This is a genomic window from Pseudoalteromonas sp. OOF1S-7 (assembly GCF_022347765.1).
GTDB lineage: Bacteria > Pseudomonadota > Gammaproteobacteria > Enterobacterales > Alteromonadaceae > Pseudoalteromonas.
In genome coordinates, this window is sequence record NZ_JAKRFZ010000003.1 from 1 (window position 1) to 26,256 (window position 26,256).

The window sequence follows — 26,256 nt, forward strand, 5'->3', positions numbered from 1 at the left end:
GGAGTGGACGAACCGCTGGTGTTCGGGTTGTCATGCCAATGGCATTGCCCGGTAGCTACGTTCGGAATCGATAACCGCTGAAAGCATCTAAGCGGGAAGCGAGCCTCGAGATGAGTTCTCACTTGGACTTTGAGTCCACTAAAGGGCCGTTGAAGACGACAACGTTGATAGGCGAGATGTGGAAGTGGTGTGAGCCATTAAGCTAACTCGTACTAATTACCCGTGAGGCTTAACCATACAACGCCAAAGTGGTTTTGTTTGTTAGAAGTTAAGAACTAAAGTAGACGAAGAATTTAATACGCTTTTCCAGATTTTACAGAATTTGCTTGGTAACCATAGCATTTTGGAACCACCTGACTCCATGCCGAACTCAGTAGTGAAACGAAATAGCGCCGATGATAGTGTGGGGTTTCCCATGTGAAAGTAGGACATTGCCAAGCACCTATTTAAAGAAAGCCCGATTCGAGAGAGTCGGGTTTTTTTGCGTTTATGGCTAAAATCGTGTGGTAGGAGGCATTTTGGAACCACCTGACTGGAAGGCCAGCCCCGCCCATGCCGAACTCAGTAGTGAAACGAAATAGCGCCGATGATAGTGTGGGGTTTCCCATGTGAAAGTAGGACATTGCCAAGCACCTAATTAAAGAAAGCCCGATTCGAGAGAGTCGGGCTTTTTTGCTATATGTGATTTAAAAAAGTTGCGTAACTTTCCGATCATAAAGCCCACACTAGCGTCATCCCGCACTTGATGCGGGATCTTCTAACAGGCCACACCGTGAGATGCACTGAGATCCGACAATTGTTATCAGATTTCAAACAAGAAAAGCTAGATTCGAAATAAGTAGGCTTTTTTGTGTTTAAGTCATTTAAAGCCGTTGTAGACGGAATAGTGTTGTCTATTCATCCATGAAGCTTGGTCCCATCGCGCATCTCGATAATTGCTCCTGCATTATTCTACTTCCCCACATCCATGTGGGTCCCTGCGCTCATCTCAATGAGCTGCGAAGCGTTGCTTCGGTCTCATTTCGTCCATGTGAAAGTAGGACATTGCCAAGCACCTATTTAAAGGTCGACGAAAGACATTCATCCATGAATATCATCGACATTTGTACCTCCTTGTACATCAAAGCCCGATTCGAAAGAGTCGGGCTTTTTTGTTATATGTGATTTAAAAAAGTTGCGTAACTTTCCGATCATAAAGCCCACACTAGCGTCATCCCGCACTTGATGCGGGATCTTCTAACAGGCCACACCGTGAGATGCACTGAGATCCGACAATTGTTATCAGATTTCAAACAAGAAAAGCTAGATTCGAAATAAGTAGGCTTTTTTGTGTTTAAGTCATTCAAAGCCGTTGTAGACGGAATAGTGTTGTCTATTCATCCATGAAGCTTGGTCCCATCGCGCATCTCGATAATTGCTCCTGCATTACTCTACTTCCCCACATCCATGTGGGTCCCTGCGCTCACCTCTTCGAACTGCGAAGCGTTGCTTCGGTTTCTCATCGCCCTTGCGCAAAGTAAATGTACTCGCGATGCTCGCTGTCATTGTACTTTGTACTTTCATTAACTTAGCTCTTTAATTGCTTCGCTAAGCCCATCTAAAGTTAACGGAAACATGCGACCTGCCATCAGCTCATCGATCAGGCCAATAGACTGGTAGTAGGGCCAGTGTGTTTTTGGCTGGGGGTTGAGCCAGGCGACTTTATCAAAATGCTGAGTGAGCCTTTGTAACCACACTGAACCGGCTTCCTGATTCCAGTGTTCAACACTGCCGCCGGGATAGGCTATTTCATAGGGGCCCATGGTGGCATCGCCGACAAAGATTAGTCGATAATCCCGGCCAAAGCGGTTGATCAGCTGATGGGTATCGAGCAAGGTGTTATCCAGCCTGTCGTTATCCTGCCAGACATGCTCGTACACACAGTTATGAAAGTAGAAAAACTCCAGGTGTTTAAACTCGCTGTGTGCGGCGCTGAACAGCTGTTCACAGATCTGAATATGATCATCCATAGATCCGCCGATATCAAACAACATAATGACGTTGACGGCATTGTGCCGCTCAGGGGCCATTTTCACATCCAGCATACCGCCTTGCTTAGCCGTAGCGCGGATGGTTTCGTTCAAATCGAGTTGATCGCTGGCGCCACTGCGGGCAAATTTACGCAACTGCTTAAGCGCCAGCTTGATAGTGCGGTTACTGATATCGCTGTCGGCATCTAAGTTACGGTATTGGCGTTTATCCCACACTTTGACTGCACGGCGGTGACGGCTGCCATCCTGGCCAATCCGCACACCTTCCGGGTTATAACCGTACGCCCCAAAAGGCGAGGTACCACCGGTGCCTACCCATTTATTGCCACCGGCATGGCGTTTTTGCTGCTCGGCGAGCCGCTGCTTTAAAGTGTCCAGTAACTTATCGAGTCCACCGAGTGCTTTCAGCTTAGCTTTTTCTTCTTCACTCAGGTGCTTTTCAAACTCTTTGCGCAACCAGTCCTGCGGCAGGGCGTTTTGCTGCAACTGGCTGAACAGATCCAGAGACTCCACCCCTTCAAAGTAATCGGCAAAGGCGCGGTCAAACTTATCGAACTGGGTTTCATCTTTGACAAAGATGGTTTTGGCCAGATGATAAAACCCGTCGGTGTCAGCGAAACACACGCCTTTATCGAGCGCATTGAGGCAGTCCAGCAGCTCCCGCAGGCTGGCTTTGACGCCATAGCGCCTGAGCGTGAATAAAAAGTCGATCAACATGATCAGCGCTTACCTAAAAAAGCCAGCTTCTCAAGCAAGGTCACATCCTGCTCATTTTTCAGCAGTGCGCCAAACATGGGCATTAATCCACCTTTGTGGCTGCGGTCTTGCAGTGTATCGGGGTCAATGTCTTCTGCCAGTAGCAGTTTAAGCCAGTCGAGCAGCTCACTGGTGCTGGGCTTTTTCTTCAACCCGGCCACGCTGCGTAATTCAAAAAACACTTCCAGTGCTTGTTTTACTAAGCGAGGCTTAATCGCCGGGAAATGCACATCAATGATCGCCTGCATTTCTTCTTTGTCCGGGAAGTCGATATAGTGGAAGAAGCAACGACGTAAAAATGCATCGGGGAGTTCTTTTTCGTTGTTGGAGGTAATGATCACGATTGGGCGAACCAGAGCTTTAACCTGTTCACCGGTTTCGTACACGTGAAACTCCATGCGGTCTAACTCTAGCAGCAGATCGTTGGGGAACTCAATGTCTGCCTTATCGATTTCGTCGATCAGCAGAACAGGGCGTTTTGCCTGAGTAAAGGCCTGCCACAGCTTGCCCTTAATGATGTAATTGCCAATATCGTGCACTCGTGCATCGCCCAGCTGGCTGTCGCGCAGACGCGATACCGCATCGTATTCATACAGGCCTTGCTGCGCTTTGGTGGTCGATTTGATGTGCCACTGAATAAGCTCTGTATCCAGGCTTTTGGCCAGCTCTTCGGCCAGCAGGGTTTTACCTGTGCCAGGTTCCCCTTTTATCAACAGTGGCTTTTCCAGGATCACGGCTGCATTCACAGCCTGTTGCAGCGCTGTGCTGGCAATATAAGACTCGGTACCTTTAAACATAAACTTCTTAACTCTGGTCTGATGAGTAATAGAGGTTCAGTGTGCCACAGCGCAGTCGGGCAGTGCAAATACGCGTCATTCGGCGGCCCCTAAATACGCAAAACGTGGGCGCTGCTGACCATCTACTTCAACCGTTTCGCAAAACATGCTGAGCGGTCTCACCCAATGATCAAAGTTGCCATACAAGGTCTGGTATACCACCATCGCTTCTTCGGTTTCACTGTGGGTGGCGACAAACAGCACCTGATATTTAGGGCCTTTGTAATGCTGGTAAATGCCGGGTTTAAGTTCTTTGCTCACGGTCGTTGCTCCAATTGGGTATAATGTCGGGGTTTTAATTAATAGGTATCTGACATGAATTATATTGCGCTCGATGCGTTCAAGAAAGCCTGGGTGTTTCGTCATCAGGACTTGCCCATTGAGGAGGCCGATCTGGCTCGGATCAAGCCGATGACGGAGCAACGTGCTGCGGTGCTGTGGACCACTATGGTCAGTCGTGAGCAGGATCACCCCGACTTTTTTACGCCCCATGACTGGCCAGGTAAAGAAGAAAATTGGCATGAAAGCCTGGACTGGGAAGGTCCGTGGGAAGCGGGTGAAGCCACCCTGCCAGACACCATTTGTGATTTCCTTAACTGGGAAGACAACACCACAGTGTACTTTTGTATGTCGCGTGAGCTGATCATTGAAACCCAGTTTGATGTATTTAAACGCACTTGGCAGAACTTTATGTTTCTGGCCGATGGCAGCCTGCTGCTGGGCAAAAAGCGCGATACGGCGGTGATGTTCAGTGAATCCGGAGAAGCCAGGCTCGGCAAGCGACCTAAAAACCTGTAATTGTGCTTGACCGCCTGATATCGGTGGCTTTCATGTTAGTGCGCTATATTTAACCGTGTGGTCGTGATATAACCTCTGTGTAAAGGAGGCATTTTGAACGGTCCAGGTCACACTAAGCAACAAAGCACGATATGGCAGGATGAGGCTACCCGGTTGGCGTATGCTGAGCTGGCGAATGTCTTTTATGCGCGTGAAATACCCGGCTTATCGGCAGAGCCCGACCCGGCGCGGTTGCAAAGGCGCTTAAACAGCTTGCCTTATTATGTAGAGCGAGCCGCTACGCACATTGTGCTTGGCGAAGTGCCCCTTGAGCTTGACAGCCACAATGGCTGCTGGCTGGCTAAGCAAGGCAAATGCCCCCAGTGGCAAGCTGAGCAAACCCAGGCATATTACGCCAATCAGGCCACGGTTGGGTTAGTGGTGCCGGTACTGGTCGTTGATGGCGGGATTACCAGCCTGTATTTAGACACGCTCGACCAGAGCCGTGACGGCTTTTGGCATTGCAATCAGTTTGGCTGGTTTGATAACTCAGGCAAAGCGCACGGTGATGATGAGTATGCCCAATTGCCAGCAACACGCTATTTACTCAAACCCAGTAAAGCATTAATGACGGCCGCCTGTTGTGGTCACCGCTGGCAATATCATAAAATGTTGCCACCCAGAACACTGGGATTACGTGAAATGTTACTGGCGAGCAGTATAAACTGGCCAAACGTCAGGAAAAAACAACAACGCAAGTAGTGCACATTGCCTGGGGCAATGCATGATCCTGTAAAGCAATTAAGGTAGCCCTGATGCGATATTTCCAACTTGCATTGCTATGTCTGTGTGCATACACCCAATACAATCTGTGGTTCGGGCATAATGGCCTGGAAGATTTCAGACGCATCAAAGCGGCGGTCGATAAACATCAGGCCGCCAATGCCGACCTGGCAAAGCGAAATAAATTACTAAAAGCTGATATCGAAGATCTTAAGCTCGGCCTTGAAGGGGTTGAAGAGCGCGCTCGCCATGAGCTGGGGATGATCAAACCCAACGAAACCTTTATCCGCGTATTATCAAAGAAGCATGATGAATAACATAACCATTGCAGCGGTTGTACCTGCTGCCGGCGTAGGGGCCAGAATGGGGCTGAATCACCCCAAGCAATACCTGAAAATTGGCGATAAAACCGTGCTTGAGCATACGCTCAGCAAACTGGCGAAGGTGCCCAAGCTGGATAAAATCTATGTCGCGGTGAGTGAAACCGATGGCTATTTTGCAGCGCTTGATTTAAGTGCGCTGGCTGTTACCCGGGTGACGGGCGGGCAGGAGCGCGCCGACTCTGTACTGAACGCTTTACTGGCCATGCAAGTTACACCACCTGATTGGGTGCTGGTCCATGATGCTGCGCGCCCGCTGGTAGAGGTCAGCGATATCACCAATCTGATTGAGCAATGCTTAACACATCAGGAAGGGGGTATCCTGGCGAGTAAAGTCAAAGATACCATTAAGCGCGGCACCAGCCACAGCGAAGAGACGGTGCCAAGAGAGACCTTATGGCAAGCCTTAACGCCGCAGTTCTTCCCTTATCAGCAACTGCTCACAGCATTGCAGCAGGCACGGCAAAACAAGTTACAGGTGACCGATGAGGCATCTGCCATCGAGCAGGCCGGGCAACCCGTACGGTTAGTCAGCGGCCGCTCAGACAATATTAAAATTACCACACCAGAAGACTACGCACTGGCCAGTTTTCTGATGTCACAACAAAGCAAAGCGAGGTCACTATGATACGCATAGGTCATGGGTTTGATGTTCATAAGTTCGGTGGCGAAGGCCCGCTAACCATTTGTGGCGAAAAGATCCCCTATAGTCAGGGGTTTATTGCACATTCCGACGGTGATGTGGCCATTCATGCCGTGTGCGATGCCTTACTCGGGGCACTGGCACTGGGCGACATTGGCAAGCATTTTCCTGATACTGCCGCTGAGTTTGAAAACATCGACAGCCGTATTTTGCTGCGCAGAGTAATGGAGCAGGTCAGCGAACTGGGTTATCAGCTTGGTAATCTGGACGTTACGATTGTGGCACAGGCACCAAAAATGCGCCCGCACATAGATGCCATGCGCGCCAACCTGGCGGCAGACTGTAATGCTGATCTTGGCCAGGTCAATGTTAAAGCCACCACCACAGAAAAACTAGGCTTTGAAGGGCGCAAAGAGGGCATATCCAGCCATGCCGTGGTGTTGCTGACGAAGGTGGCCTAGTGTGAAAACCTCTGTATCTGATCTGAATTACCTCTACGGTGAGCCATTAGCGCGGGCTGAGTTTAAGTCTCAGCCGGAAGACTTTATGGTCGACGAGATCCTCGACATTGAATTCACCGGGGAAGGGGAGCATGTTTGCCTGCAGATAGTTAAAAAAGGCGAAAACACCGCTTTTATCGCCCGTAAGCTGGCCGAGTTTGCCGGCGTCGCGCCAAGAGATGTCAGCTACGGCGGACTGAAAGACCGTCACGGTGTGTGTACTCAGTGGTTTAGCGTCCCGGTGCCAATCAAGCAGGAGCTTGATTTCAGCACGCTCAACTGCGATAGCCTGTTTGTGCTTAAGCAGGTTCGTCACAACCGAAAACTACGCACCGGATGCCACAAAGGTAATCGTTTTACGATCACACTACGTAATGTCAGTGAACCACTGGATCTGTTGTCACGCGTTAACGCGGTGCGTCAGGGCGTGCCCAACTATTTTGGTGAGCAACGCTTTGGTCATGATGGGTATAACCTGGAAATGGCGCAAAGACTGTTTGAAGGAGAGCGGATCCGTGATAAAAAATTACGAGGTCTGGTGATCTCGGCTGCCCGCTCACACATTTTTAATCAGCTGGTTTCAAGGCGGGTTGCTGAACATGGCCTGGCAAAGACCTGGCATCGCGAAGTCTTTATGCTTCGTGGCAGCAACGCGTTTTTTGAAGAAGACATCAGTGATGCGCTGATAGTCCGGCTGCTTGAAGCGGATATTGTGTTGTCGGCCCCATTACTGGGCAAAGGCGAAAAAGGCCTAACCGCACTTGAGATTGAATGGCTCAAACCGTTTTCCGATTGGTGGCAGGGGCTTGGCGCTTTGGGGCTTAAAAATGAACGCCGCGCCTTACGGGTGATCCCTGAAAACCTGACGGTGAAAACACTCGACCCAACAACCATTCAGCTTAGTTTTGACTTACCAAAAGGGTGTTACGCCACCGCAATACTGCGAGAGCTGGTGCATCATGAGGATGTCAGCCACCGCAACCATGATAAAAAAGGAAGCAACCAAAATGAAGATCCTGCTCAGTAATGATGACGGAGTACATGCAAAAGGAATAGAAGTACTCTACCAAGCTTTGTGCGAAATAGCGGAGGTAGTGGTGATTGCGCCAGACCGTAATTGCAGCGGTGCAAGTAACTCACTGACACTGATGAACCCCTTGCGGGCAACCACCCTGGAAAATGGCTTTATAAGCGTGAATGGGACACCGACCGACTGCGTACATCTGGGTGTGAACCAGCTGCTGGACGAAGCGCCGGATATGGTGGTCGCCGGTATCAATAACGGTGCGAATTTGGGAGACGATACACTGTATTCAGGTACCGTTGCTGCGGCCACAGAGGGGCGTCACCTTGGTTTGCCCGCCATTGCCGTATCATTGTGCTCTAAGCGCGAGGTCCACTACGAAACTGCCGCTGCCGTCACGGTTAAACTCATCAAAGCGCTAAAAAGTCATCCGCTACCTAAAGATCAGATCATTAATATCAATGTGCCCGATATTCCACTGTCGGACCTCAAAGGTATGCAAGTGACTCGCCTGGGAGCACGACACAAAGCTGAGACCATGACCCGGCAACTGGATCCCTGGAACCGCGATGTGTACTGGTACGGATCACTGGGTCAGGAACTGGATGCGGGAGAAGGCACCGATTTCTATGCGGTTAAGCAGGGATATGCCGCAATTACACCTCTAAAAGTAGATATGACAGCGCATGAAAGTCTGGACTCTTTATCAAGCTGGATCGCTGCGCAGGAGTAATCACATTGCTCAAAAACTACAAACGCAGCGCCGAGGCGCTGGTTGCGACCTTAGGTCGCCATGGGATAAGCGACCCTGAAGTATTAAATTGCCTTGAGATCACACCCCGGCATCTGTTTGTCGATGCGGTGTTGCAACATAAATCTTACGAGAATACCGCGCTGCCGATTGGTCAGGGACAGACGATTTCTCAGCCGCTGGTGGTGGCGAGAATGACAGAGTTGTTGCGTCAGGCTGGCGTGCGTAAAAAAGTGCTGGAGGTTGGTACCGGCTCTGGCTATCAAACCGCAGTGCTGGCGCAGTTGTTTGAACAGGTGTACAGCATTGAGCGGATCAAAGCCTTGCAATGGCAGGCTAAGCGTCGTTTACATATGCTGGACCTATATAATGTGGCCATGAAGCACGGTGATGGCTGGCAGGGCTGGGCGTCTAAAGGTCCTTATGATGGTATTATTGTCACTGCCGCGGCAGCGCAAGTTCCGCAGGCGTTACTAGAGCAACTTTCGGATGGTGGTGTGATGGTGATCCCCGTAGGTGAACAGTATCAGGTACTCACTATGTACCAGCGACAAGGCCAGCAGTATATTGAAAGCAAACTGGCTGAGGTGCGCTTTGTGCCTTTGATCCCGGGTGCGCTTAGTTAGAAGCTACAAAAAAGGCGAGAAAATCCAGACGAGTATGCTAAAGTGGATGGTCGAATTAACAAGCGGAAAGTAATTAAGGCATGAATCGGGCGCGCATCAATACTCTATTGCTATTGTGCTATTTTCTGGCCGCATGTACGACGCCACATTCCCCAGCACCGGTTGTTAACCTCTCCAAAGGTAAGACCAGTTATAAACAAAAAATTCAAATAAAAAATAATCAATATAAGGTTAAAAAAGGAGATACGCTGTTTGCTATTGCTTTTAGTGCAAATAAAGATGTTAGAACTGTTGCCAAAATCAATAAAATTAAGCCTCCTTACACCATTTTCCCTGGTCAACTCATTCTATTAGAATATCCGAAAAAGAAGTATAAACCGTCCAAAAAGCAGCCAGTTAAAACCGTAAATTTAACCGATAAAAAACAAAAAAATAACATTTCACCGAAAAAAGAGCTTGATCGACCTAAGCAACGAGAGTATGTTCAAAAGCAAGCCAGCGAAAAATCCAGTCATACCAAGCAGTTGTCAAATAATAAGGTACGATGGCGCTGGCCCGCAGTTGGTAAGGTGACCCGACGTTTTTCTGTCAAAGAAAACGGCTACAAGGGAATTCAGATTACAAATAAAAAGGGAACATCTGTTAAGGCTGCGGCAAATGGCGTTGTTGTATACGCAGGGAGCGCATTACGAGGATACGGCAATTTAATCATTCTGAAACATACTGATGATTATCTCAGCGCGTACGCCCACAACTCCAAATTGCTAGTAAGAGAGCAGCAGCAAGTTAAAGCCGGGCAAAAAATTGCCGAAATGGGAGATACAGACGCATCATCTGTTGCGTTACGGTTTGAGATCCGTTACCGGGGACAAGCCGTAAACCCTAGTAGGTATTTGCCTAAATAATAGCCTATCGACGTAATGATGGAAGACTGTCACTTATTCGCTTGGGGGGATGCTTATGGCTCAAACAGCAAAATTGAATAGTAAAGTAAATCCAGAGTTGGACGAGAAGTTTGACGATGTTTCAGTCGAGGAGCCCAAATCGGAGCTGCTTGAAGATATTGAAAACGATGAAGACCTTTTCGCCAAGGACGACAGCGTAAAGAATTTAGATGCAACTCAGTTGTATCTGGGAGAAATTGGTTTTTCGCCACTGCTCAGTGCTGAAGAAGAAGTCTACTTTGCACGTAAGGCGTTGAGAGGCTGCGAGGCATCGCGAAAGCGCATGATCGAAAGTAACTTACGCCTGGTTGTTAAAATTGCGCGGCGTTACAATAATCGAGGGCTGGCACTGCTTGACCTGATTGAAGAAGGAAACTTAGGTCTGATCCGGGCCGTTGAGAAGTTTGATCCGGAACGGGGTTTCCGCTTTTCTACCTATGCGACCTGGTGGATCCGTCAGACTATTGAGCGGGCCATTATGAACCAGACTCGCACCATTCGATTACCCATCCATGTGGTTAAAGAGCTCAATGTGTACCTTCGAACGGCTCGTGAACTGACCCAAAAACTGGACCACGAGCCGACCGCGGAGGAAATTGCAGAGTCACTCGACAGACCGGTTGAAGACGTCAGTAAGATGTTACGTCTGAATGAGAAAATTACGTCTGTAGACACGCCCATTGGGGGGGATAATGACAAGGCATTGCTCGACATTATTGCTGATGAGCGCGGTTACGAGCCGGAAAGCGAAGTTCAGAACAAAGACATTAACCGCCATATTGTTGACTGGCTGGGGGAATTAAACCCGAAACAAAGAGAAGTGCTGGCACGTCGCTTTGGGTTGTTGGGTTACGAGCCATCAACACTGGAGGATGTTGGCCGCGAGATTGGCTTAACACGTGAGCGTGTGCGTCAAATTCAGGTAGAGGCATTGCGTCGCTTAAAAGATATTCTGCAACACGAGGGGTTAAGCACCGACAGCTTGTTTGAACAAATGTAAGCTAAGTCGCAGCGCAGGTATTTCATTTTCTCATTTGTTTAGCGTTGCCAGAAACATACTCGTAGAGTCATTCTGTTGTTTGAATGGCTCACGCATCTCTCCAGCACGCTCCCTGTTATTACTTCATCTTTCATCGTTTGGTGACATTGCTTAAAAACAAGTTAGGCCTGACGATTCTGAGTGCGTGATTCAAACTGGTGCTCCGAATTTATAGACTAGACATTGCTCTGTACATAGCACATTGCTTTCTTTTACTCAAAATTCAGTCATCCCGGCCAGCGAGCAGGGAACGATTAGCAGGCGATTCAGAAAGCCAGTTATATGCACCGCATTTACATGCCACACCGTCATCCCGGCCAGCGAGCCGGGAACAATTAGCAGGCGATTCAGAAAGCCAGTTATATGCACCGCATCTACATGCCACACCGTCATCCCGGCCAGCGAGCGGAACTATTATTAGCTGGCTACTCAGAGAGTCAGTTCTATACCGCATCTACATGCTATACCGTCACCCCGGCCAGCGAGCCGGGAACGATTAGCAGGCGATTCAGAGAGCCAGTTCTATACCGCATCTACATGCCACACCGTCATCCCGGCCAGCGAGCGGGAACTATTATTAGCTGGCTACTCAGAGAGTCAGTTCTGTACCGCATCTACATGCCACACCGTCATCCCTGCCAGCTATCCGGAAGCCGCCAACACCAAATCACAATCAATAAAAAAGGGCTAAACCCTAAGGTTTAGCCCTCATTATAAAGCCCGGGGAAAAGCGCTTATTGAGCTTGTGCGCTCAGTGTTACGCCAGAGAATGAGCGATAAGCGTTAAGACCGAAGTACCAAGTACCCGCTTGCGGGTTAGTGAAGGTACAGGTTTCAGAGTTACCACCTTTATAAGGACGGCAGTCCCAGTTTGAGCTGCTAGGTACACTACCTTGCTTAACAAACAGGTCAGCATCACCTGTACCACCAGAGATGGTGACAGTCAGGTTGCTCATACCCGCTGGTACTTCTAGTGACTTCTGAACCCAGCCACCAGTGCTTGCAGACAGGTTAGACTCGTTTAATTCAACAGGACCCGTTGAACCACCGGCAGTTTCAGCTTTCAGGCTAACACCGCTGTATGCAGAGTAACCATTCATCATCACGTGATAAGTACCTGAAGATGGGTTATCAATGGTACAAACTTCGTTGTTACCGCCTTCGTACGGACGACAGTCCCAAACGCTGGTTGTAGGCTTAGCGTTTGCACGTACATACAAGTCAGCATCGCCCGTACCGCCACTCATAGTGAAGGTAACTTTGCTTACACCGCTGCCTACCTCAAAGGTGTAGAAAGTTTGGCTGCCTTTTGAGCCACTCAGGCTTGTTTTAGCAACGCCATCTTCCAGCTCGTTACCGCCAGTGTCGTTCAGTGCTGCATCTACCGCGGCTGACGCATCAATGATACCAGTACCACAGCTTGTGCAAGTAGCCGGGAAGCTACGTGTTGTGTTCTTCAGAATGCTTTCTACTTCGTCCGGCGTTGCAGTAGGCTTAGCTTGCTTGATAAGTGCCGCTACACCTGCAACGTGTGGTGCCGCCATTGACGTACCTTGTGAGTAAGCGTAGCTGTCGTTTGAAGGCGTGTTGCTGCCTGAGTTGTAAGTAGACAGAATACCTTCAGGGTCATTTGCGAAGCTTTGAGCACCACCTGGCGCCGCAACGTCGATGTTTGAACCGTAGTTTGAGTAGTAAGCACGGCCACCGTTACGACCTACAGACGCAACGTTGATGATGCCAGAACAGTTGCCCGGGTTATAGTTTGCAGAGTTGTCGTTGTCGTTACCTGCTGCAATAACAATAGTCGTACCGTTAGCGCGCGCTGTGTTGATCGCGCTCTGAGTGGTCGAGCTACATGCGCCGCTGCCACCTAAACTCATGTTGATAACGTCTGCTGGGTTGGCGTTTGCAGGTACACCCGATACTGAACCACCAGATGCCCAGATGATACCGTCTGCGATATCTGAAGTCAGACCACCACATTTACCTAGTACACGAACTGGTACAACTTTCGAGTTGTATGCAACCCCGGCAACACCCTCACCGTTGTTAGAAACCGCAGCAACTGTACCGGCTACGTGCGTACCGTGCCAGCTTGAATCACGTGCGCTGTGCGTATAACCACACTCGTTTGCAGAAACTGCATCACCCGGATCACGTGCATCGCTATCGCGACCGCCGCCATCGTTTGCCACAGACAGGTTAGAGATCATGTCGTAACCAGGCAGGATATTAGCGTCCAGGTCCGCATGAGGGCGGTAACCAGTATCCAGTACCGCGACTACAACGCCGCTACCGGTTGCTTTATCCCATGCTGCTGGTGCATTGATGCCGCCAGCGGCTTCAAAATAGTGCCACTGATCTGAGTAACGAGGATCGTTTGGTGTTGCGAAAGGCTGGAGCATTTGGTCAATTTCGATGTACTCGATGTTGCCAGTTGCTGCCATTTCTTGCATCAGACTTTGTGCTTCCGCCGCAGTCAGTTTTTTGTCAACACGCATAACGTGGTGGTTGCTCAGTGCCATCTTACGAACGTACTTAGTTTGCAGTGAAGATTTTTTCTTGCTTTTGAAGTTCTTCACGAAACTTTGAGCGCGTGAGTTCATCATGGCTGGTGACATATCAGCACCAGAAATAGACATAAGCTGGTTGCTGTTGTCTTTGTACTTGATGATGAACTGCGTACCGGCTGTGTTCTGGCTTTGCATTTTCTGGCTTAGTTGCGCCATGCTCACGCTGTTGTTAAGTGCTTCAACGTTATTAGCCATAGCAGTAGAGGCGGCAAACATGCCAGACATTGCCAGCGCTACTGCGCCGATTTTCAGGTTACGTGTTGTCATTGTTAGAATTCCCTAGTTTCTTACTTGTTGTTGTTCTGTTTGCGTGTGCAAGCAGATGGTTATCGAAGGTAAAGAGTTGGTTAAAGTATTTAAAGTGCTGTTTTGTTATTTACACTATTGTTTTGGTTATAAGCGGATGGCTAGATAGTTCGTTTATTGCAATAATCTGTTGTTTTTATTGCATAATTATTCTTTGTTACAGGATGAAGTATGATTTAGTTAGTATTGTAAATGATTGTAAATGGTTAATATTTTATTACTACTTGTGATAAATTTATGTGCCTTTGTTTGCTAAATAATCGCATTACTCCACCTCTGGGGCATAAGTTGATACAATGCGCGCATAACTTTTTCAGGACACAATATACAATGTTGAACTTTGATGTGGTGATCATCGGCGCGGGCGCGGCTGGCCTGATGTGCGCGGCACAGGCCGGATATCGGGGCCGCAGTGTGGCGGTGGTTGATATGGGCAAAAAAGCTGGCCGAAAAATACTCATTAGCGGCGGCGGTCGTTGCAATTTTACCAATGAGGGTGCCACACCACAGAACTATTTATGCGCAAACCCGCATTTTGTGAAGTCCTGCCTGAGTCGCTATACCCAGCACGACTTTATTGAGCTGGTGGACCGCCACGGCCTGGCTTATCACCATAAAACCCTGGGGCAGCTGTTTTGTGATAACAGTGCGCAGGACATAGTCGACATCTTATTAACCGAGTGCGAGTGGGCCGGGGTAGAGCTGTTCCTGCGCAATGAGGTCATTAAGGTAGAGCGTACCGAGGGCGGCGGCTATCGTGTGACCACCTCAGAGCTGGTATTCAGTTGTCAGTCTCTGGTGGTGGCCGCTGGTGGCCTGACCATGCCCAAGCTGGGCGCCACCCCCATTGGCTATAAAATTGCCGAGCAGTTTGGCCTGAAAGTATTGCCCACCATGGCAGCGCTGGTGCCGTTTACTCTGCATGACCACGACAAAGCCCGCTTTGATGGGCTCGCGGGCGTAAGCTTACCCTGCACTGCACAAAGTGAAGACGGCACCAGCTTCAAAGAAAACCTGCTGTTTACCCACCGAGGCCTCTCGGGGCCGGCAATTTTACAGATCTCCTCTTTCTGGCGCGCCGGGCAGGGGGTGATTGTTAACCTGCTGCCAGAGACCGATATGCAGGCACAACTGCACGACTGGCGTCATGAGCAAGGCAGTAAGTCTCTGAAAAACTTACTTAGTACTGTGTTACCTAAGCGTTTTGTTGAGGTCCTGATCAGCGAGCAAACGGTACCGGATAAAAATGCCAACCAGCTCAGCCACAGTGAAATCGACACGCTGGCCCACGCACTGCACCATTGGCACATAAAACCCAATGGCACAGAGGGCTACCGCACCGCCGAAGTCACCCTAGGCGGCGTCGACACCGACGAACTCAGCTCTAAAACTTTCGAAGCCAAAAAAGCCCCGGGCCTGTACTTTATCGGCGAAGTCACCGACGTCACCGGCTGGCTCGGCGGCTACAACTTCCAGTACGCCTGGAGCTGCGGCTGGGCGTGCGGACAGGCGTGTTAGGTGGGGCGTTATAATAAAGTTTGTATACTGCTAAGATGGGTCATCTAATCTTCTAGTTAGGTGACCCATTTTACTATGCCATTACAATCAGGTAAGTTGCTGGAATATGCTGAGGGCAACAACTTTAGCAGTGAACGTGTATACGGAAAAAGAGTATTAGCTTGAGTGCCTAATACTGAAAGGATTATAAAAATGAGAAAAATATCCGCTACGGCCTTGTCATTGCTATTGACGGGCTGCTTGTTTGACTCTCATTTTGACACACCAGCAAGTGCCCAAAAGAAACATGGCTCAGGATTAGTACAATCGTCAGACCTATCTCAAAACGGTGCTTTGTCTGTCATTGCAAGGCAAGATGACGTTTGCCTGTGGAGTAACATCTCAGATAAAAAAGTATTTCCCTGTATCGCGGAGGGCAACATTGAGTTGACCGATTTCGCTGACAACGCAAGTGTATTTTACATATCCAACAGGCTGTCTGTTAGCCTGTTTTCTGCCAAGTCGGGTAAGCTGTTAGGCGCGTGGACTAGCGGTGAAAATATTATTAGAGATATAGCGATATCCAGCGACGGTGAAACGCTACTGTTAGGCTACAGAAGCGGCATAACGGAAGTAATAAATGTCAGAAGCAATCGTCGATCACAACACACATTACACGACTTAGATGTAAACACTGTGGCGCTGTCAGCTGATGGGCGCACTGCGATGACAGGTTCCAGCGATAAATTCGTTAAATTGTGGGATGTGCAAACAGGCAAAGAATTACAGTCTTATAAATTTTCGACCAGAATCAACCATGTTTCTCTTAACGCAGATGCGACGATGGCGTTCGTACTGGACTCTGTGAATGCTCGTCAATTTATTGATTTAAAATCACAAGAGTTAAGCTCTTCTTTATCTACATATAGCAACTTTATCGAGTTTAATCAGTCGGCATTTATTAACAACGATCAGTGGTTACTCACCGCCTCGCCAAATCAAAAAGTGCAGATCTGGCGCGTTGCAGATGGAGATTTAATTGCAAAGTTTATGGCGAATAAAATCGATGGCCGAGATCGGGCGTCAGTATTAAGCATCGCAATGGATGAGTCCAGGCAAGTGGTCATCAGTGAAACAAATGATGGGGTTGTGGAAACTTGGCCAATCAAACCTCTACTTTAAGCTCATATGAGGGCAAAATGGTATGTCGTTTAAATTGTTCAAAAAGCTGATTTTGCTGTGATTCAATAAAACCGGACACGGGTTTAGAGGGCATTACTAGCACTCGAAAAGAAAAGTCTGTGTTCAGAGAACGTTGTACTTTTATATTGTAATTCAAAATTGGAAGCCGCCGTCTTGCGATGCCTCTTGCCGTATCAGCAGCACCAACAGCCGCTTGACCTGAGGGGATACTTGTCAGCTTGCTAAACATGAACTGTTTCGTTTTCCCTGCCAAATTAAAATAACTGTTGTTTCCAGTAGTGCTTAATTCGATGCATCAGGCAGCGCAATGGCGTTGCTGAGTCGTTATGCCTGGCGTTGCAGTCAAAGAGTTTTACGGAAAATGGGGGGTTGCTTTTGATTGCTGGCACAAATGCGGCCTCGGCGTGATTAAAGTGGTGCTCAAAAAAAGCGGCATTTAGTCTGGCTACGTCCAGGATAGCATTGAATTGAGGCGTGTCTTTCAGGCCGTTTTCTAGCCAGTTTTTTAGTACCACAATGTCAGAAAAACTGACGTGATTGAGCGATTCAAACAGCGCTAAGTAGCCTTTATTGTGTACGTTGAGAAAGATTTCGCTGAAGTATTCTTCTTCTGCTTGCACGTACATAAAAGGTTGTGTAATGGTGATGTCTTGCCAGCCAAATACAGTGCCATCCATATTAACAATAGCGGTTACTTCGGGGGTTTTTGCCGCGGTATAAAACGCCGCTGCACCACCGTAAGAATGACCCAGAATACCTACTTGGCCATTGAGGGCGTTGAAAAGCGGGCTTTGCGGGTCGTGATTCATGTGTTGTATTTTAGCCAGTACAAAACGCTGATCAGCAGACCACATAGGTAAATCAATACCCAGATCGTCTGATGGCAGGTCTATCGTTTTTATCGCTTTTGAATTGGGCGGCTGATAATAATCCGAGCCAAAACTGTGATTAATGGCAGCGACCAGGTATCCCCGGCTGGCGATATGTGCAGCCATGATGGTAAACAGCTCGGGGTTAAGATAATAACCGTGGGAAAAAATGATCAGGGGTAAAGCGTTGTGCGACAGCTGAATTTCGCTATCTGCTGCGATGTTCCATGTCATTGCGCTCAGCGGAGCGATATGTGTCATATCTGCGTCTGTATCATAAATCAGCCTGTGCGAGCGCGAAAACTGATTGCTTAACAGCGGTAATCTCTGGTTGCTGGCAGTTAGGTTGGTAGGGTAAAAAAATCGTACACCAAGTTGCCTGGACGCGTTTGGTTGTGTTCTGTGGCTGTGACGATCTAAGTCCTCAAAATGCATGTAATGCGTGCCAACCGGGTGCTCCAACGGCAGAATAAGTGTATTTTCAGTGTGGTCAATACTGAGCTGCGCAAATAATGGCTGTGTAGTTAGCTGGCAACATAGGCTGAATAGCAGGTAAAGTGATAGTCTTGGCATCAATAGATTTTTGTTATTTTTATCAGGCGTGTATAACGTTAGGTTATAACACTTTCAGGCATATTTCAGCTTCTTACGGCGCCTTCAGCTTGTGCAGAATCCTGCACTGGTCGACCTGCTCGGCGCTGCATGAGGTGAGGGTTTGCAGGGATTGCTCCTGTGGTGCGAGTTCACGTGGGTACCCAAAGCTATCTATTTTTTAATTCAAAATAACGAAGTTTTATAAAAACGGGACTTGATGTTGCTAAAATGGAAAAAGTTACCATTGTCAGGATAACTCTAATTACACGGAATATCGGGAATTACATGTCTAAAGATAAATTGAAAAAAAATACCTCTTCACCTGTTGAAGGGGTTGAAATATCGCGCCGAAAAATGATGTATGCTTTGCCTGTATTAGGTGGCGCGGCCATTTTGGGGTCGAAAAAGTCACAGGCATCAGAGTCAGAAGAATCAGATGCGAGCTCATTAATGGTCACGTCTTCGTTGGATGGTAAGTCGTCTACTACGCCCAGAGCATTAAGTGAACGCTTTACAGACCGAGTTTATGCCAAGGATTTTGGTGCAACCATGTGGCATCAAGACACCAGCGCCAGTTCAAATATCCCAGGGCTGAAAGCTGCTTTTGAGTTTGCGAATCAGGAAAGTCACAATGGAGAGCGCAAAGTTGTTGACTGTGGCCCGTCAAGAATATCGGTCAATAAGAGCACAACCGCAGCAGGGGTTGTGGACTTTAATTTGTTAGACTGGCCGAAAAATACGACGGTTAACTACACAGGCCCTGCAGGCGAACAGGTACTATTTCTAAATCATTTTAGCAACCCTTATGGAGGCTATCCAAATGGTGTCCCGGTTAATGAGCTAAATATCACTGCGCCTTATCACCCCGGGCTTATTTTAAATGTAAAGACTAAAGCGTCTTTTGGGCAATATGAGCAAAAAGCACATCAAATAGCCGAAGCGGCGGGATCAGACACCGTTGATTCTTCATCCATAGGATTTAGAATTGATGACGAAAACATCTGGCAGTGGACTGTTAATGGTGACAGGTCTTTCCATAAAAATTTGTGGAGTCAAGAACAGGGGTTACTGGTCTATCGTTTTGTTATGAGCGGTAATACGGGTGATGTGGGTATTCAAAGGCGCAATCCCCAATATCCGATGGATATTGCTGGTGGCATGCGAGTCATAGCAACAGATGAAAATGCTCCTGGTTACAATCAGTACGATAATGTAAAGCGTTTCCCTTCGCCAGAAATTGTCCTGGAAAACAACATACAAGGAAAAAGCAACGGTATAAAATTGGGAATAGATGAGACAGGAAAGACGCTTAAAATTGCCTCTCTTGACAAGGCATCGGCTCCCGAAATTGCCTTAGAAACCAAGGTAAAAGATGAAAGTAATGGCATAAAGCTGGGAATAGATGAGACAGGAAAGGCGCTCAAAATCACCTCTTTAGACAAGGCATCGGCTCCCGAAATTGCCTTAGAAACTAAGGTAAATGATGAAAGTAATGGTATAAAGCTGGGAACAGATGAGACAGGAAAGACGCTCAAAATCACCTCTTTAGACAAAGCATCGGCTCCCGAAATTGCCTTAGAAACCAGCGTCGAGGGCCAAAGTAAAGGAATAAAACTTGGTACCAGTCCAAATGGTGATATGCTCAGTATCTCTGCTTTACACAATGCCCCTCAGGGCAGTGCCTACCTCGGCCTGGACAGAGGCTATTTCTATACTGTTGACGGTTATTCCCCAAGCTGGCAGGGTGCAGCATTTAAATTAGGGCACAATACCGTGACCCAGAGATCTATCAATGTATCAGGCACAATCAATACGGATGGCAGAGATTATGCCGAGTATATGGTTAAGAATGAGACCTGCGGAGACATACGTAAAGGCGATGTGTGTGGTATTGATAGCAATGGGCAGCTTACCGACAAATGGCATGAAGCCGTATCCTTTGTTGTAAAGTCGACCAACCCTTCATTTGTTGGTGGAGATGACTGGCATGAAAATGGCTTTAGACCATTGCCTGATGCTTATACGGAAGAAGAGCAGAGACAGCACCTTGAAGCACAAAGGAAAAAGGTAGACAGAATCGCGTTCTGTGGACAGGTACCCGTCAATATCATTGGTGCGGAGCCTGGTTCCTATTTAGTGCCTGTAGATGCAAATGGCGGGATTGGTGTTGTCGCTAAGCGTAAGTCAGATTTATCTTTTAGCGAATATATGGATTGCATCGGCCAGGTAATTGCTGTTGAAGAAGATGGCAGGGCAAGGGTGATTGTGAAAGTCAGCTAAGATACATGAGCCATGTTTCAGGCATTACCTTTGAAGTATGGCCTGAACTTTCAGGTTAGGCATTTTTAATGATGATAACTCAAAGCGTTATATCACTTTTCAACCTCTTCCCGCGCCTTTAACTTATGCAAAATTGAACACTGGTCTACCTGCTCGGCGCTGCATGAGGCGAGGGTTTGCAGGGATTGCTCCAGCAGCGCGAGTTCGCGCTGGGCGCGTTGTACCTGAGCGAGTTGTTCGGCGATGATTTTATCGACGACGGCGCAGGAGGCGTTGGGGTCGGCCTGCACTTCTACCAGGCGCTTGATGTCGTCCAGCGGGATGTTGAGCTCGCGGCAGCGGCGGATAAAGATCAGGGTGTCTACGTCGCCCGGTTGGTAATGGCGATAGCCATTGCTGGCGCGTTGCGGTGCTTTGAGCAGGCCAACTTGTTCATAATAGCGGATGGTTTTCGCATTTATCTGGGATTTCGTCGCAAGTTCGCTGATTTTCATATTGACCTTCCTGTCGCTGTAACCTTTAGCATCGGCAGTATCATTTATTCCTGTCCTGAGGGTCAAGTAATTCGTTATGTCTGATACGTTTCGTTCTGCCGGTTTGGTTTTGTCTTTAAGTTGTTTATCACTGGGGATGTCGGTGAGTGTGGCGGCACCGCTGAGTCCGCTGGCCATTGCTGTGAGTGCTGCGCTGGTTGCGCCGGGGCCTGAGCATCAGGCACAGGAGCCTCATGCTGAAGAAAAGCATGAAAACGGGCATCATGATGCGCATGCTGACGATGAGCACCATGATCACGGTCATGAGATGGAAAAAATCGTTATTCAGGCAACGCGCTCTGGCCGGATTGCCGATGAGCAGCCGGTGCGGGTGGAGCTGATCAACCGCGAAGAAATCGAAGAAAAGGCGGCGATGCGCCCGGGCAATATCTCCATGCTGGTGGCAGAAACCGGCGGTGTTCGGATGCAAACTACCTCGCCAGCGCTGGGCAGTGCCAATATTCGATTGCAGGGCTTGTATGGTCGCTACACTCAGCTACTGGCCGATGGCCTGCCGCTGTATGGTAATCAGGCCGCGTCGATTGGTTTGTTGCAAATTCCACCCACGGATTTAGGTCGGGTGGAGATCATCAAAGGCTCGGCGTCGTCTTTATATGGTGGCTCGGCGCTGGGCGGGGTGATCAACCTGATCTCCCGTAAGCCGGGCGGCGAATTCAAGGGCGAGGTGCTGCTAAACCTGACCACTCGCGATGGGCAGGATCTCACGTCTTATATCGAAAGCCCGCTGAGCGATGACCTGAAAGGCTCACTGACGCTGGGTGCACACCATCAAAAGTCGGAAGACATAGACAACGATGGCTGGTTCGATTTGGCCGGCTATGAGCGCTACACCGCACGGCCGCGCTTGTTCTGGGAAGGTGAGCAGGGCGAATCTTTGTACGTGACGGCGGGTGCCATGACCGAGCAGCGCAATGGTGGTACTAAAGACGGGTTTACCATGGCGGATGGCAACCCGTACGTACAAACGCAGGACTCAGAGCGCCTGGATGGCGGGTTTGTGTATAGCCAGCCGATGTCCGACACGTTGACGCTGCATGCACGCTCATCGGCCATGGTGCAAAACCATGAGCACGGCTTTGGTCTGGTGCTGGAAGAGGACAGGCACGAGAGCTATTTGTTTGAAACCAGTGTCAGTGGTTACAACGACAAAACCGACTGGCTACTGGGGGTTGCCTATCAGTCGGATGTGTTTGAATCCGAGACGTTTCCGACCTTTGATTACAGCTATGACGTGCCGGGCCTGTTTGCCCAGCTGGATCACACCCTGAGCGATACGCTGACCGCTTCGGTGAGTGCACGAGTGGATGACCACAATGAATATGGCACTCAGTTTAGTCCGCGGATGACCTTGTTGTATCGTCCGGGTGAGCTGACGGTGCGCGGTGCCTATGCGCAGGGCTATTTTGCGCCAACGCCGTTTGTGGAAGACATTGAAGCGGCGGGGTTGTCACGCCTGGCACCGATAGGTAAATTGCATGCAGAAGAGGCTGAAACTGCCTCGCTGGACTTTACCTACACCTTTGATTCGGTTGAAACCAGTCTGACCCTGTTTGGCTCGAATGTGGATAACGTAACCGAGCTGGAGGTGGTGCCAGCATCGGATGGCACGCCACCGCCCCAGGTACGGCTAACCAATGCACTGGGCGAAAGTCAGATCCGTGGTTCTGAAGTGCTGCTGCGTTATTACTGGCGCGACGTCAAACTGACCGCCAGCTATTTATATCTGGATGCAACCCAAAGCGTGGATGGTCAGACCCGCACTGAGATTGCGCTGACGCCTAAACACTCGGCCGGGTTTGTGGCCATGTGGGAGCAACACGGTAACTTCCGCGCCGGGTTTGAGGCCTATTACACCGGGCCGCAGCGCCTGAATGCCAATCCGTTTGTCACTGAGTCCGATCCTTACTGGCACCTGGGTTTGATGGGCGAGATCACCACCGGGCGTTACAGCTGGTTTATCAACTTTGAGAACCTGCTGGATGTGAAGCAAACCGATGAGCATCCGCTGTTGTTGCCACAGCAGGCAGTCAGTGGTCAGTGGACAACCGATATCTGGTCACGCAACGATGGCTTTATTGTCAATGCCGGTGTGCGTATTAAGTTTGGTCATTGATCCCTGATGAGGCCGCTTGGATTCCTGACTTTACTGTTTTAAGTCTGAAACCTGGTGGCTTTCTTTATCCCGGCCAGCGAGCCTTTAGTCATCCCGGCCAGCGAGCCGGGAACAATTCGATTTCTCAGAGTAAGACTGCGAGTGGTATACTTTTTCCTAAAAAAGGGATAAAGGAAATATAAAATGCAGTTAGCCTCTGACACGCTGGCAGGAGAGTTGATCCATCGCCGGTTTTCAAGTGAGATTTACCCGGCCACAACTCGGGATTACTGGGTGTATATTCCGAATGGGTATCACGCTGATCACGCGTCGAACTTAATGATCTTCCAGGATGGTTATCAGTATATCAATCCGGACAAGCCGATGAACATTCCAGCGGTGTTTGATCAGCTGATCAAAACCGGCGACATGCCCCATACCATAGCGGTTTTTGTTAACCCGGGCGAAGTGGCCGTGCAGGAAAAACCGGACCATCATCCCGATACTCTGCGTAGCATTGAATACGATACGGTGAGCGATCAGTATGCTCGCTTTTTGCTAACCGAGTTACTTCCTGACGCATTAAGCGGCCTGAATGTCTCACAGGATCCAAAAAACAGGGCGATCGCCGGGTTTAGTTCGGGTGGGATCTGCGCCTGGACAGTAGCCTGGTATCGCAGCGATCAGTTTAGTAAAGTGCTCAGTCACTGCGGCAGTTTTGTGGATATCAGAGGTGGCGGCGTATACCCCTATCTGATCCGAAACGAGCACATTAAGCCGATTAAAGTATATCTGCAAAGTGGCGAGAACGATCTGGATACCCGCTATGGTAACTGGGCGCTTGGCAATCAGGCGATGGCATCAGCACTTAAATTTAAGGGTTACCACTATCAGTTCGCTTTTGGTCAAGGCGGACATACGCTGGAGCACGGTAGCAAAGTGTTAATCGATTCTCTCAAGTGGCTTTGGCATGATGAGCATCGTACCGCTAGTCAATCAGCACCAGCTCCTGCTCAATAGCAATAAACTGCTCCAGCAACAGCTGCGCCTGATGCACGTCGCTGATTTTCCAGGCGGTGGGCTTCAGGGGGCGCAGCGTGTTAAGCAGAGTACCGTCTAAGTCGTAGCGGTTCAGCGTCAGGTTTGTCTGATCCACGCTGTAAATATGCTTATCTTTTATGACCATAGCGCGCCCATTCAGGGTGGTAAGCACTTTGGCGTGGGCGGGGTCGTCACCCGGTGTAAAGCGTTTTACCTTGCCCTGTGCGTCACTATAGTACACCTGCTCACCTGCCTGCCATGCGCGGTGCACGCCATTAATCCCCAGTGTACTCAGCTCTCCACTTGCTAAATCATACAGATACAACCCGCCGGGCATTGGGTCGTTGATCAGCACCAGCGCTTGCCCCGGTTTATGCCAGGCCTGTACCGAATGAACTGGCAATTTTGTGCTCAGGCTGTGATGCTGACCAGATAAATCAGCGCGATACAGTTTGCCACCCTGTGCCCAGAGTAAGTGTCTGGCATCCGGCGACCAGGCAAAGCCATGAATAGGATGCGAAGCGCCGATGTTGCTGAGTGCAGTGGCCCGATCTTCTTTCCATATCCAAAGCTGATCCGCACCGTTGCGATTAGAAATAAAAGCAGTCTGCCGGCCGTCAGGTGAAAACTGAGCCTGCCGCTCCTGCGCCTGAGTGCGCGACAGGCTCGGGTAGGGCAGGGCGCGGGCGTTCAGATCGTGTACCGGATCAGCAGCCGAGTCTGCGTGGCTGAGCGGCAGTTGTGCAATATCAATGTCCTTCTGGCCATTTACAGCCAGCAAGGTTTGACGGCTCGGATGTTTGTCTGCCCCAAGCAGCCCAGTGGCGGGCGTAGGAAGCAGGCTTAATTTGCCACTCAGGGTAAGGCTGTACAGCTGGCCATTGCTGACAACCAGCAAAGTGCGGCCATCGGGGGCAAAACGACCGGCGAGGGAGGCGGTTGGGTCCATGTTCGGCAGCAACGCAATGGCGTTGCGCTGCACTGTTTGTGCGTTTTTATCCAGCACTGTCAGAACGTAATTAAGCGACTGATCCCGGCTAAACAGGGCAAAGTGCCGCTGGTGTGGATGATAGTCAAAGTGGTACAGGTATTCGTCCGCAGCGGAATACAGGGTGTCGACGGCCTTGGTCAGGTCGTTGTACTGCACCAGCCGGGTTTGGTTTTCGTCGCTGTGCAAATAGGCATACGCATGGCTGGGCAGTGCTTTGAGGGCGTGTGGCTGCCCTGCATCACACAAATAACGCGGCTCGATAGCCTGTGGCTTAGTGAGTGCCCGGGCAAAATCCACCGTCGCCAGTGCCCAGCAGGACTGGGCGCTTGGTTGCGCACAATCGGCTTTGGCGGCAAACACCAGCTCGCGGCCATCCGGGGTAAAAGCGGGCGCACCGAACTGTCCGGATGTGGCGCTGAGCTGATGCTCCTGGCCACTATTTATGTGCCGCGCCCATAAATGGCTGGTGCAGCTTCCGGCATAGCGGTTGAAGATCAGGTAGTTGCCATCCGGACTAAAAATAGCATGTGATTCATGGGCATCGGTGTGGGTTACTGGAGTCAGGCGGGTGTAACCGGGCGGCTGTGTGCCGGGCCACAGCAGATACAAAAATACACACAGTAAGAAAGTGCTTACTATCAGAGTGCGTGCTTTAAAATAAGGCTTTGCTGCTTTGTTTTTGGGCTGGTTTGTGGCAGACTCGGGCCAGCGAACGGGGACCAGCAAGCGGTATCCAATTTTGGGGTGCGTTGCGATTATGCTGGGGTTTTTGGCATTGTCTCCCAGTACCTTGCGCAAAATGGCAATGCAACGTTGCAGGGCATTGGGCACCACTTCAACACCTTGCCAGACATGCGTCATGATCTCTTCATGGGTGACCACCTGCTCGCCATGCTCACGCTGGCGCTGTGCCAGTAGCAGCAGTACCTGCAACACTTTGGGCTCAACCTGAGTATGCTGGCCGTTTTGGATCACCACACTGCGGGAGAGGTCGATTTCAAACTCGTTAATAAAGAATCTTGTCTGTGCCATCGTAATCCGCTACTGCCTGAATCCGGCATTGAGTGTACGGCGCAATATTATGTCTGTCGAGGTATACAAGCGCGGATCTGGTCCGGTGATGTGTGACAATGTGTTGCTGCGCGCAGTGATTTGAGGTGGTATTTG

General features: G+C 49.5%; 22 protein-coding genes and 2 rRNA genes. 17 read left to right on the plus strand and 7 right to left on the minus strand.

Features of this window, described 5'->3' with window-relative positions; translation table 11 throughout:
- A 23S ribosomal RNA gene (locus tag MHN33_RS05105) occupies window positions 1–237 on the plus strand; the annotation flags it as partial.
- Window positions 238–325: 88 nt separating this feature from the next.
- Window positions 326–440: ribosomal RNA gene (gene rrf, locus MHN33_RS05110) — 5S ribosomal RNA — on the plus strand.
- Window positions 441–1,562: 1,122 nt separating this feature from the next.
- Here the strand turns inward: rrf and MHN33_RS05115 are convergent.
- The 3 genes from MHN33_RS05115 to MHN33_RS05125 form a co-directional block, all read right to left on the minus strand.
- Window positions 1,563–2,747 carry a VWA domain-containing protein gene (locus MHN33_RS05115; protein ID WP_239396696.1) on the minus strand — a complete coding sequence of 395 codons (1,185 nt, stop codon included), beginning with the start codon at window positions 2,745–2,747 and terminating at the stop codon, window positions 1,563–1,565.
- Between the two features lie 2 nt (window positions 2,748–2,749).
- Complete coding sequence (locus tag MHN33_RS05120) at window positions 2,750–3,583, minus strand: MoxR family ATPase (RefSeq protein ID WP_239396698.1); 834 nt, start codon at window positions 3,581–3,583, stop codon at window positions 2,750–2,752.
- 75 nt (window positions 3,584–3,658) lie between these two features.
- Window positions 3,659–3,883, minus strand: coding sequence for a DUF1653 domain-containing protein (locus MHN33_RS05125; RefSeq protein WP_239396700.1), 225 nt, complete (start codon window positions 3,881–3,883; stop codon window positions 3,659–3,661).
- A 54-nt stretch (window positions 3,884–3,937) separates the two neighbouring features.
- Between MHN33_RS05125 and MHN33_RS05130 the strand changes: the two genes are divergently transcribed.
- From MHN33_RS05130 to rpoS, 10 genes are all read left to right on the plus strand, one after another.
- Window positions 3,938–4,420, plus strand: a complete 483-nt coding sequence (locus MHN33_RS05130; RefSeq protein WP_125721900.1) for a DUF2947 domain-containing protein — start codon at window positions 3,938–3,940, stop codon at window positions 4,418–4,420.
- 93 nt (window positions 4,421–4,513) lie between these two features.
- Entirely contained in the window at window positions 4,514–5,161 is a 648-nt protein-coding gene (locus tag MHN33_RS05135) for a hypothetical protein (RefSeq protein WP_239396702.1), read from the plus strand.
- 53 nt (window positions 5,162–5,214) lie between these two features.
- Window positions 5,215–5,499, plus strand: coding sequence for a cell division protein FtsB (gene ftsB, locus MHN33_RS05140; RefSeq protein ID WP_239396713.1), 285 nt, complete (start codon window positions 5,215–5,217; stop codon window positions 5,497–5,499).
- Complete coding sequence (gene ispD / locus MHN33_RS05145) at window positions 5,489–6,190, plus strand: 2-C-methyl-D-erythritol 4-phosphate cytidylyltransferase (RefSeq protein ID WP_239396715.1); 702 nt, start codon at window positions 5,489–5,491, stop codon at window positions 6,188–6,190. The genes ftsB and ispD overlap by 11 nt, the downstream gene beginning before the upstream one ends.
- On the plus strand, window positions 6,187–6,666 hold the full coding sequence (gene ispF, locus MHN33_RS05150; RefSeq protein ID WP_239396724.1) for a 2-C-methyl-D-erythritol 2,4-cyclodiphosphate synthase: 480 nt from the start codon (window positions 6,187–6,189) through the stop codon (window positions 6,664–6,666). The genes ispD and ispF overlap by 4 nt, the downstream gene beginning before the upstream one ends.
- A 1-nt stretch (window position 6,667) precedes the next feature.
- Window positions 6,668–7,732 (plus strand): tRNA pseudouridine(13) synthase TruD, encoded by a 1,065-nt coding sequence (locus MHN33_RS05155; protein WP_239396726.1) that lies wholly within the window; start codon window positions 6,668–6,670, stop codon window positions 7,730–7,732.
- A complete protein-coding gene (surE, locus tag MHN33_RS05160) occupies window positions 7,713–8,462 on the plus strand; it encodes a 5'/3'-nucleotidase SurE (RefSeq protein ID WP_239396728.1) in 750 nt (249 codons plus the stop codon). Before MHN33_RS05155 ends, surE begins: the two co-directional genes overlap by 20 nt.
- Before the next feature lie 5 nt (window positions 8,463–8,467).
- Window positions 8,468–9,106, plus strand: coding sequence for a protein-L-isoaspartate(D-aspartate) O-methyltransferase (locus MHN33_RS05165; RefSeq protein ID WP_239396741.1), 639 nt, complete (start codon window positions 8,468–8,470; stop codon window positions 9,104–9,106).
- A gap of 80 nt (window positions 9,107–9,186) precedes the next feature.
- Window positions 9,187–10,011, plus strand: a complete 825-nt coding sequence (locus tag MHN33_RS05170) for a peptidoglycan DD-metalloendopeptidase family protein (RefSeq protein ID WP_239396743.1) — start codon at window positions 9,187–9,189, stop codon at window positions 10,009–10,011.
- 55 nt (window positions 10,012–10,066) lie between these two features.
- Window positions 10,067–11,050 carry an RNA polymerase sigma factor RpoS gene (gene rpoS, locus MHN33_RS05175; protein ID WP_239396755.1) on the plus strand — a complete coding sequence of 328 codons (984 nt, stop codon included), beginning with the start codon at window positions 10,067–10,069 and terminating at the stop codon, window positions 11,048–11,050.
- Between the two features lie 773 nt (window positions 11,051–11,823).
- On the opposite strand, the gene MHN33_RS05180 is transcribed toward rpoS, so the two are convergent.
- Entirely contained in the window at window positions 11,824–13,929 is a 2,106-nt protein-coding gene (locus tag MHN33_RS05180; protein ID WP_239396757.1) for a S8 family peptidase, read from the minus strand.
- 369 nt (window positions 13,930–14,298) lie between these two features.
- Here MHN33_RS05180 and MHN33_RS05185 point away from each other — a divergent pair, with 369 nt between their 5' ends.
- Both MHN33_RS05185 and MHN33_RS05190 read left to right on the plus strand, forming a co-directional pair.
- Window positions 14,299–15,486 carry an NAD(P)/FAD-dependent oxidoreductase gene (locus tag MHN33_RS05185; protein ID WP_239396759.1) on the plus strand — a complete coding sequence of 396 codons (1,188 nt, stop codon included), beginning with the start codon at window positions 14,299–14,301 and terminating at the stop codon, window positions 15,484–15,486.
- A 165-nt stretch (window positions 15,487–15,651) separates the two neighbouring features.
- Window positions 15,652–16,647: a hypothetical protein gene (locus MHN33_RS05190; RefSeq protein WP_239396761.1), complete on the plus strand. Its 996-nt coding sequence runs from the start codon at window positions 15,652–15,654 to the stop codon at window positions 16,645–16,647.
- Between the two features lie 275 nt (window positions 16,648–16,922).
- On the opposite strand, the gene MHN33_RS05195 is transcribed toward MHN33_RS05190, so the two are convergent.
- A complete protein-coding gene (locus MHN33_RS05195) occupies window positions 16,923–18,110 on the minus strand; it encodes an alpha/beta fold hydrolase (RefSeq protein ID WP_343224816.1) in 1,188 nt (395 codons plus the stop codon).
- 306 nt (window positions 18,111–18,416) lie between these two features.
- On the opposite strand from MHN33_RS05195, the gene MHN33_RS05200 reads away from it, so the two are divergent.
- The gene (locus MHN33_RS05200; RefSeq protein ID WP_239396763.1) at window positions 18,417–20,411 is read left to right on the plus strand and encodes a hypothetical protein; all 1,995 of its coding nucleotides are present in this window, start codon (window positions 18,417–18,419) and stop codon (window positions 20,409–20,411) included.
- A gap of 92 nt (window positions 20,412–20,503) precedes the next feature.
- Here MHN33_RS05200 and MHN33_RS05205 read toward each other — a convergent pair whose 3' ends face one another.
- Entirely contained in the window at window positions 20,504–20,905 is a 402-nt protein-coding gene (locus tag MHN33_RS05205) for a MerR family transcriptional regulator (protein WP_239396765.1), read from the minus strand.
- Window positions 20,906–20,981: 76 nt separating this feature from the next.
- On the opposite strand from MHN33_RS05205, the gene MHN33_RS05210 reads away from it, so the two are divergent.
- Both MHN33_RS05210 and MHN33_RS05215 read left to right on the plus strand, forming a co-directional pair.
- Window positions 20,982–23,078 carry a TonB-dependent receptor gene (locus MHN33_RS05210; RefSeq protein ID WP_239396776.1) on the plus strand — a complete coding sequence of 699 codons (2,097 nt, stop codon included), beginning with the start codon at window positions 20,982–20,984 and terminating at the stop codon, window positions 23,076–23,078.
- 183 nt (window positions 23,079–23,261) lie between these two features.
- A complete protein-coding gene (locus MHN33_RS05215; protein WP_239396778.1) occupies window positions 23,262–24,077 on the plus strand; it encodes an alpha/beta hydrolase-fold protein in 816 nt (271 codons plus the stop codon).
- On the opposite strand, the gene MHN33_RS05220 is transcribed toward MHN33_RS05215, so the two are convergent.
- The gene (locus MHN33_RS05220) at window positions 24,046–26,121 is read right to left on the minus strand and encodes a winged helix-turn-helix domain-containing protein (protein ID WP_239396788.1); all 2,076 of its coding nucleotides are present in this window, start codon (window positions 26,119–26,121) and stop codon (window positions 24,046–24,048) included. The two genes, MHN33_RS05215 and MHN33_RS05220, sit on opposite strands and share 32 nt — an antisense overlap.
- Window positions 26,122–26,256 lie beyond the last annotated feature (135 nt).

Excerpts from the sequence above, each read along its gene's own strand:
- MHN33_RS05115 (WP_239396696.1), bottom strand. The coding sequence starts at position 2,747 with ATGTTGATCGACTTTTTATTCACGCTCAGGCGCTATGGCGTCAAAGCC.
- MHN33_RS05120 (WP_239396698.1), bottom strand. The coding sequence starts at position 3,583 with ATGTTTAAAGGTACCGAGTCTTATATTGCCAGCACAGCGCTGCAACAG.
- MHN33_RS05130 (WP_125721900.1), top strand. The coding sequence starts at position 3,938 with ATGAATTATATTGCGCTCGATGCGTTCAAGAAAGCCTGGGTGTTTCGT.
- ftsB (WP_239396713.1), top strand. The coding sequence starts at position 5,215 with ATGCGATATTTCCAACTTGCATTGCTATGTCTGTGTGCATACACCCAA.
- ispD (WP_239396715.1), top strand. The coding sequence starts at position 5,489 with ATGATGAATAACATAACCATTGCAGCGGTTGTACCTGCTGCCGGCGTA.
- ispF (WP_239396724.1), top strand. The coding sequence starts at position 6,187 with ATGATACGCATAGGTCATGGGTTTGATGTTCATAAGTTCGGTGGCGAA.
- surE (WP_239396728.1), top strand. The coding sequence starts at position 7,713 with ATGAAGATCCTGCTCAGTAATGATGACGGAGTACATGCAAAAGGAATA.
- MHN33_RS05170 (WP_239396743.1), top strand. The coding sequence starts at position 9,187 with ATGAATCGGGCGCGCATCAATACTCTATTGCTATTGTGCTATTTTCTG.
- rpoS (WP_239396755.1), top strand. The coding sequence starts at position 10,067 with ATGGCTCAAACAGCAAAATTGAATAGTAAAGTAAATCCAGAGTTGGAC.
- MHN33_RS05180 (WP_239396757.1), bottom strand. The coding sequence starts at position 13,929 with ATGACAACACGTAACCTGAAAATCGGCGCAGTAGCGCTGGCAATGTCT.
- MHN33_RS05185 (WP_239396759.1), top strand. The coding sequence starts at position 14,299 with ATGTTGAACTTTGATGTGGTGATCATCGGCGCGGGCGCGGCTGGCCTG.
- MHN33_RS05195 (WP_343224816.1), bottom strand. The coding sequence starts at position 18,110 with ATGCCAAGACTATCACTTTACCTGCTATTCAGCCTATGTTGCCAGCTA.
- MHN33_RS05200 (WP_239396763.1), top strand. The coding sequence starts at position 18,417 with ATGTCTAAAGATAAATTGAAAAAAAATACCTCTTCACCTGTTGAAGGG.
- MHN33_RS05205 (WP_239396765.1), bottom strand. The coding sequence starts at position 20,905 with ATGAAAATCAGCGAACTTGCGACGAAATCCCAGATAAATGCGAAAACC.
- MHN33_RS05210 (WP_239396776.1), top strand. The coding sequence starts at position 20,982 with ATGTCTGATACGTTTCGTTCTGCCGGTTTGGTTTTGTCTTTAAGTTGT.
- MHN33_RS05215 (WP_239396778.1), top strand. The coding sequence starts at position 23,262 with ATGCAGTTAGCCTCTGACACGCTGGCAGGAGAGTTGATCCATCGCCGG.
- MHN33_RS05220 (WP_239396788.1), bottom strand. The coding sequence starts at position 26,121 with ATGGCACAGACAAGATTCTTTATTAACGAGTTTGAAATCGACCTCTCC.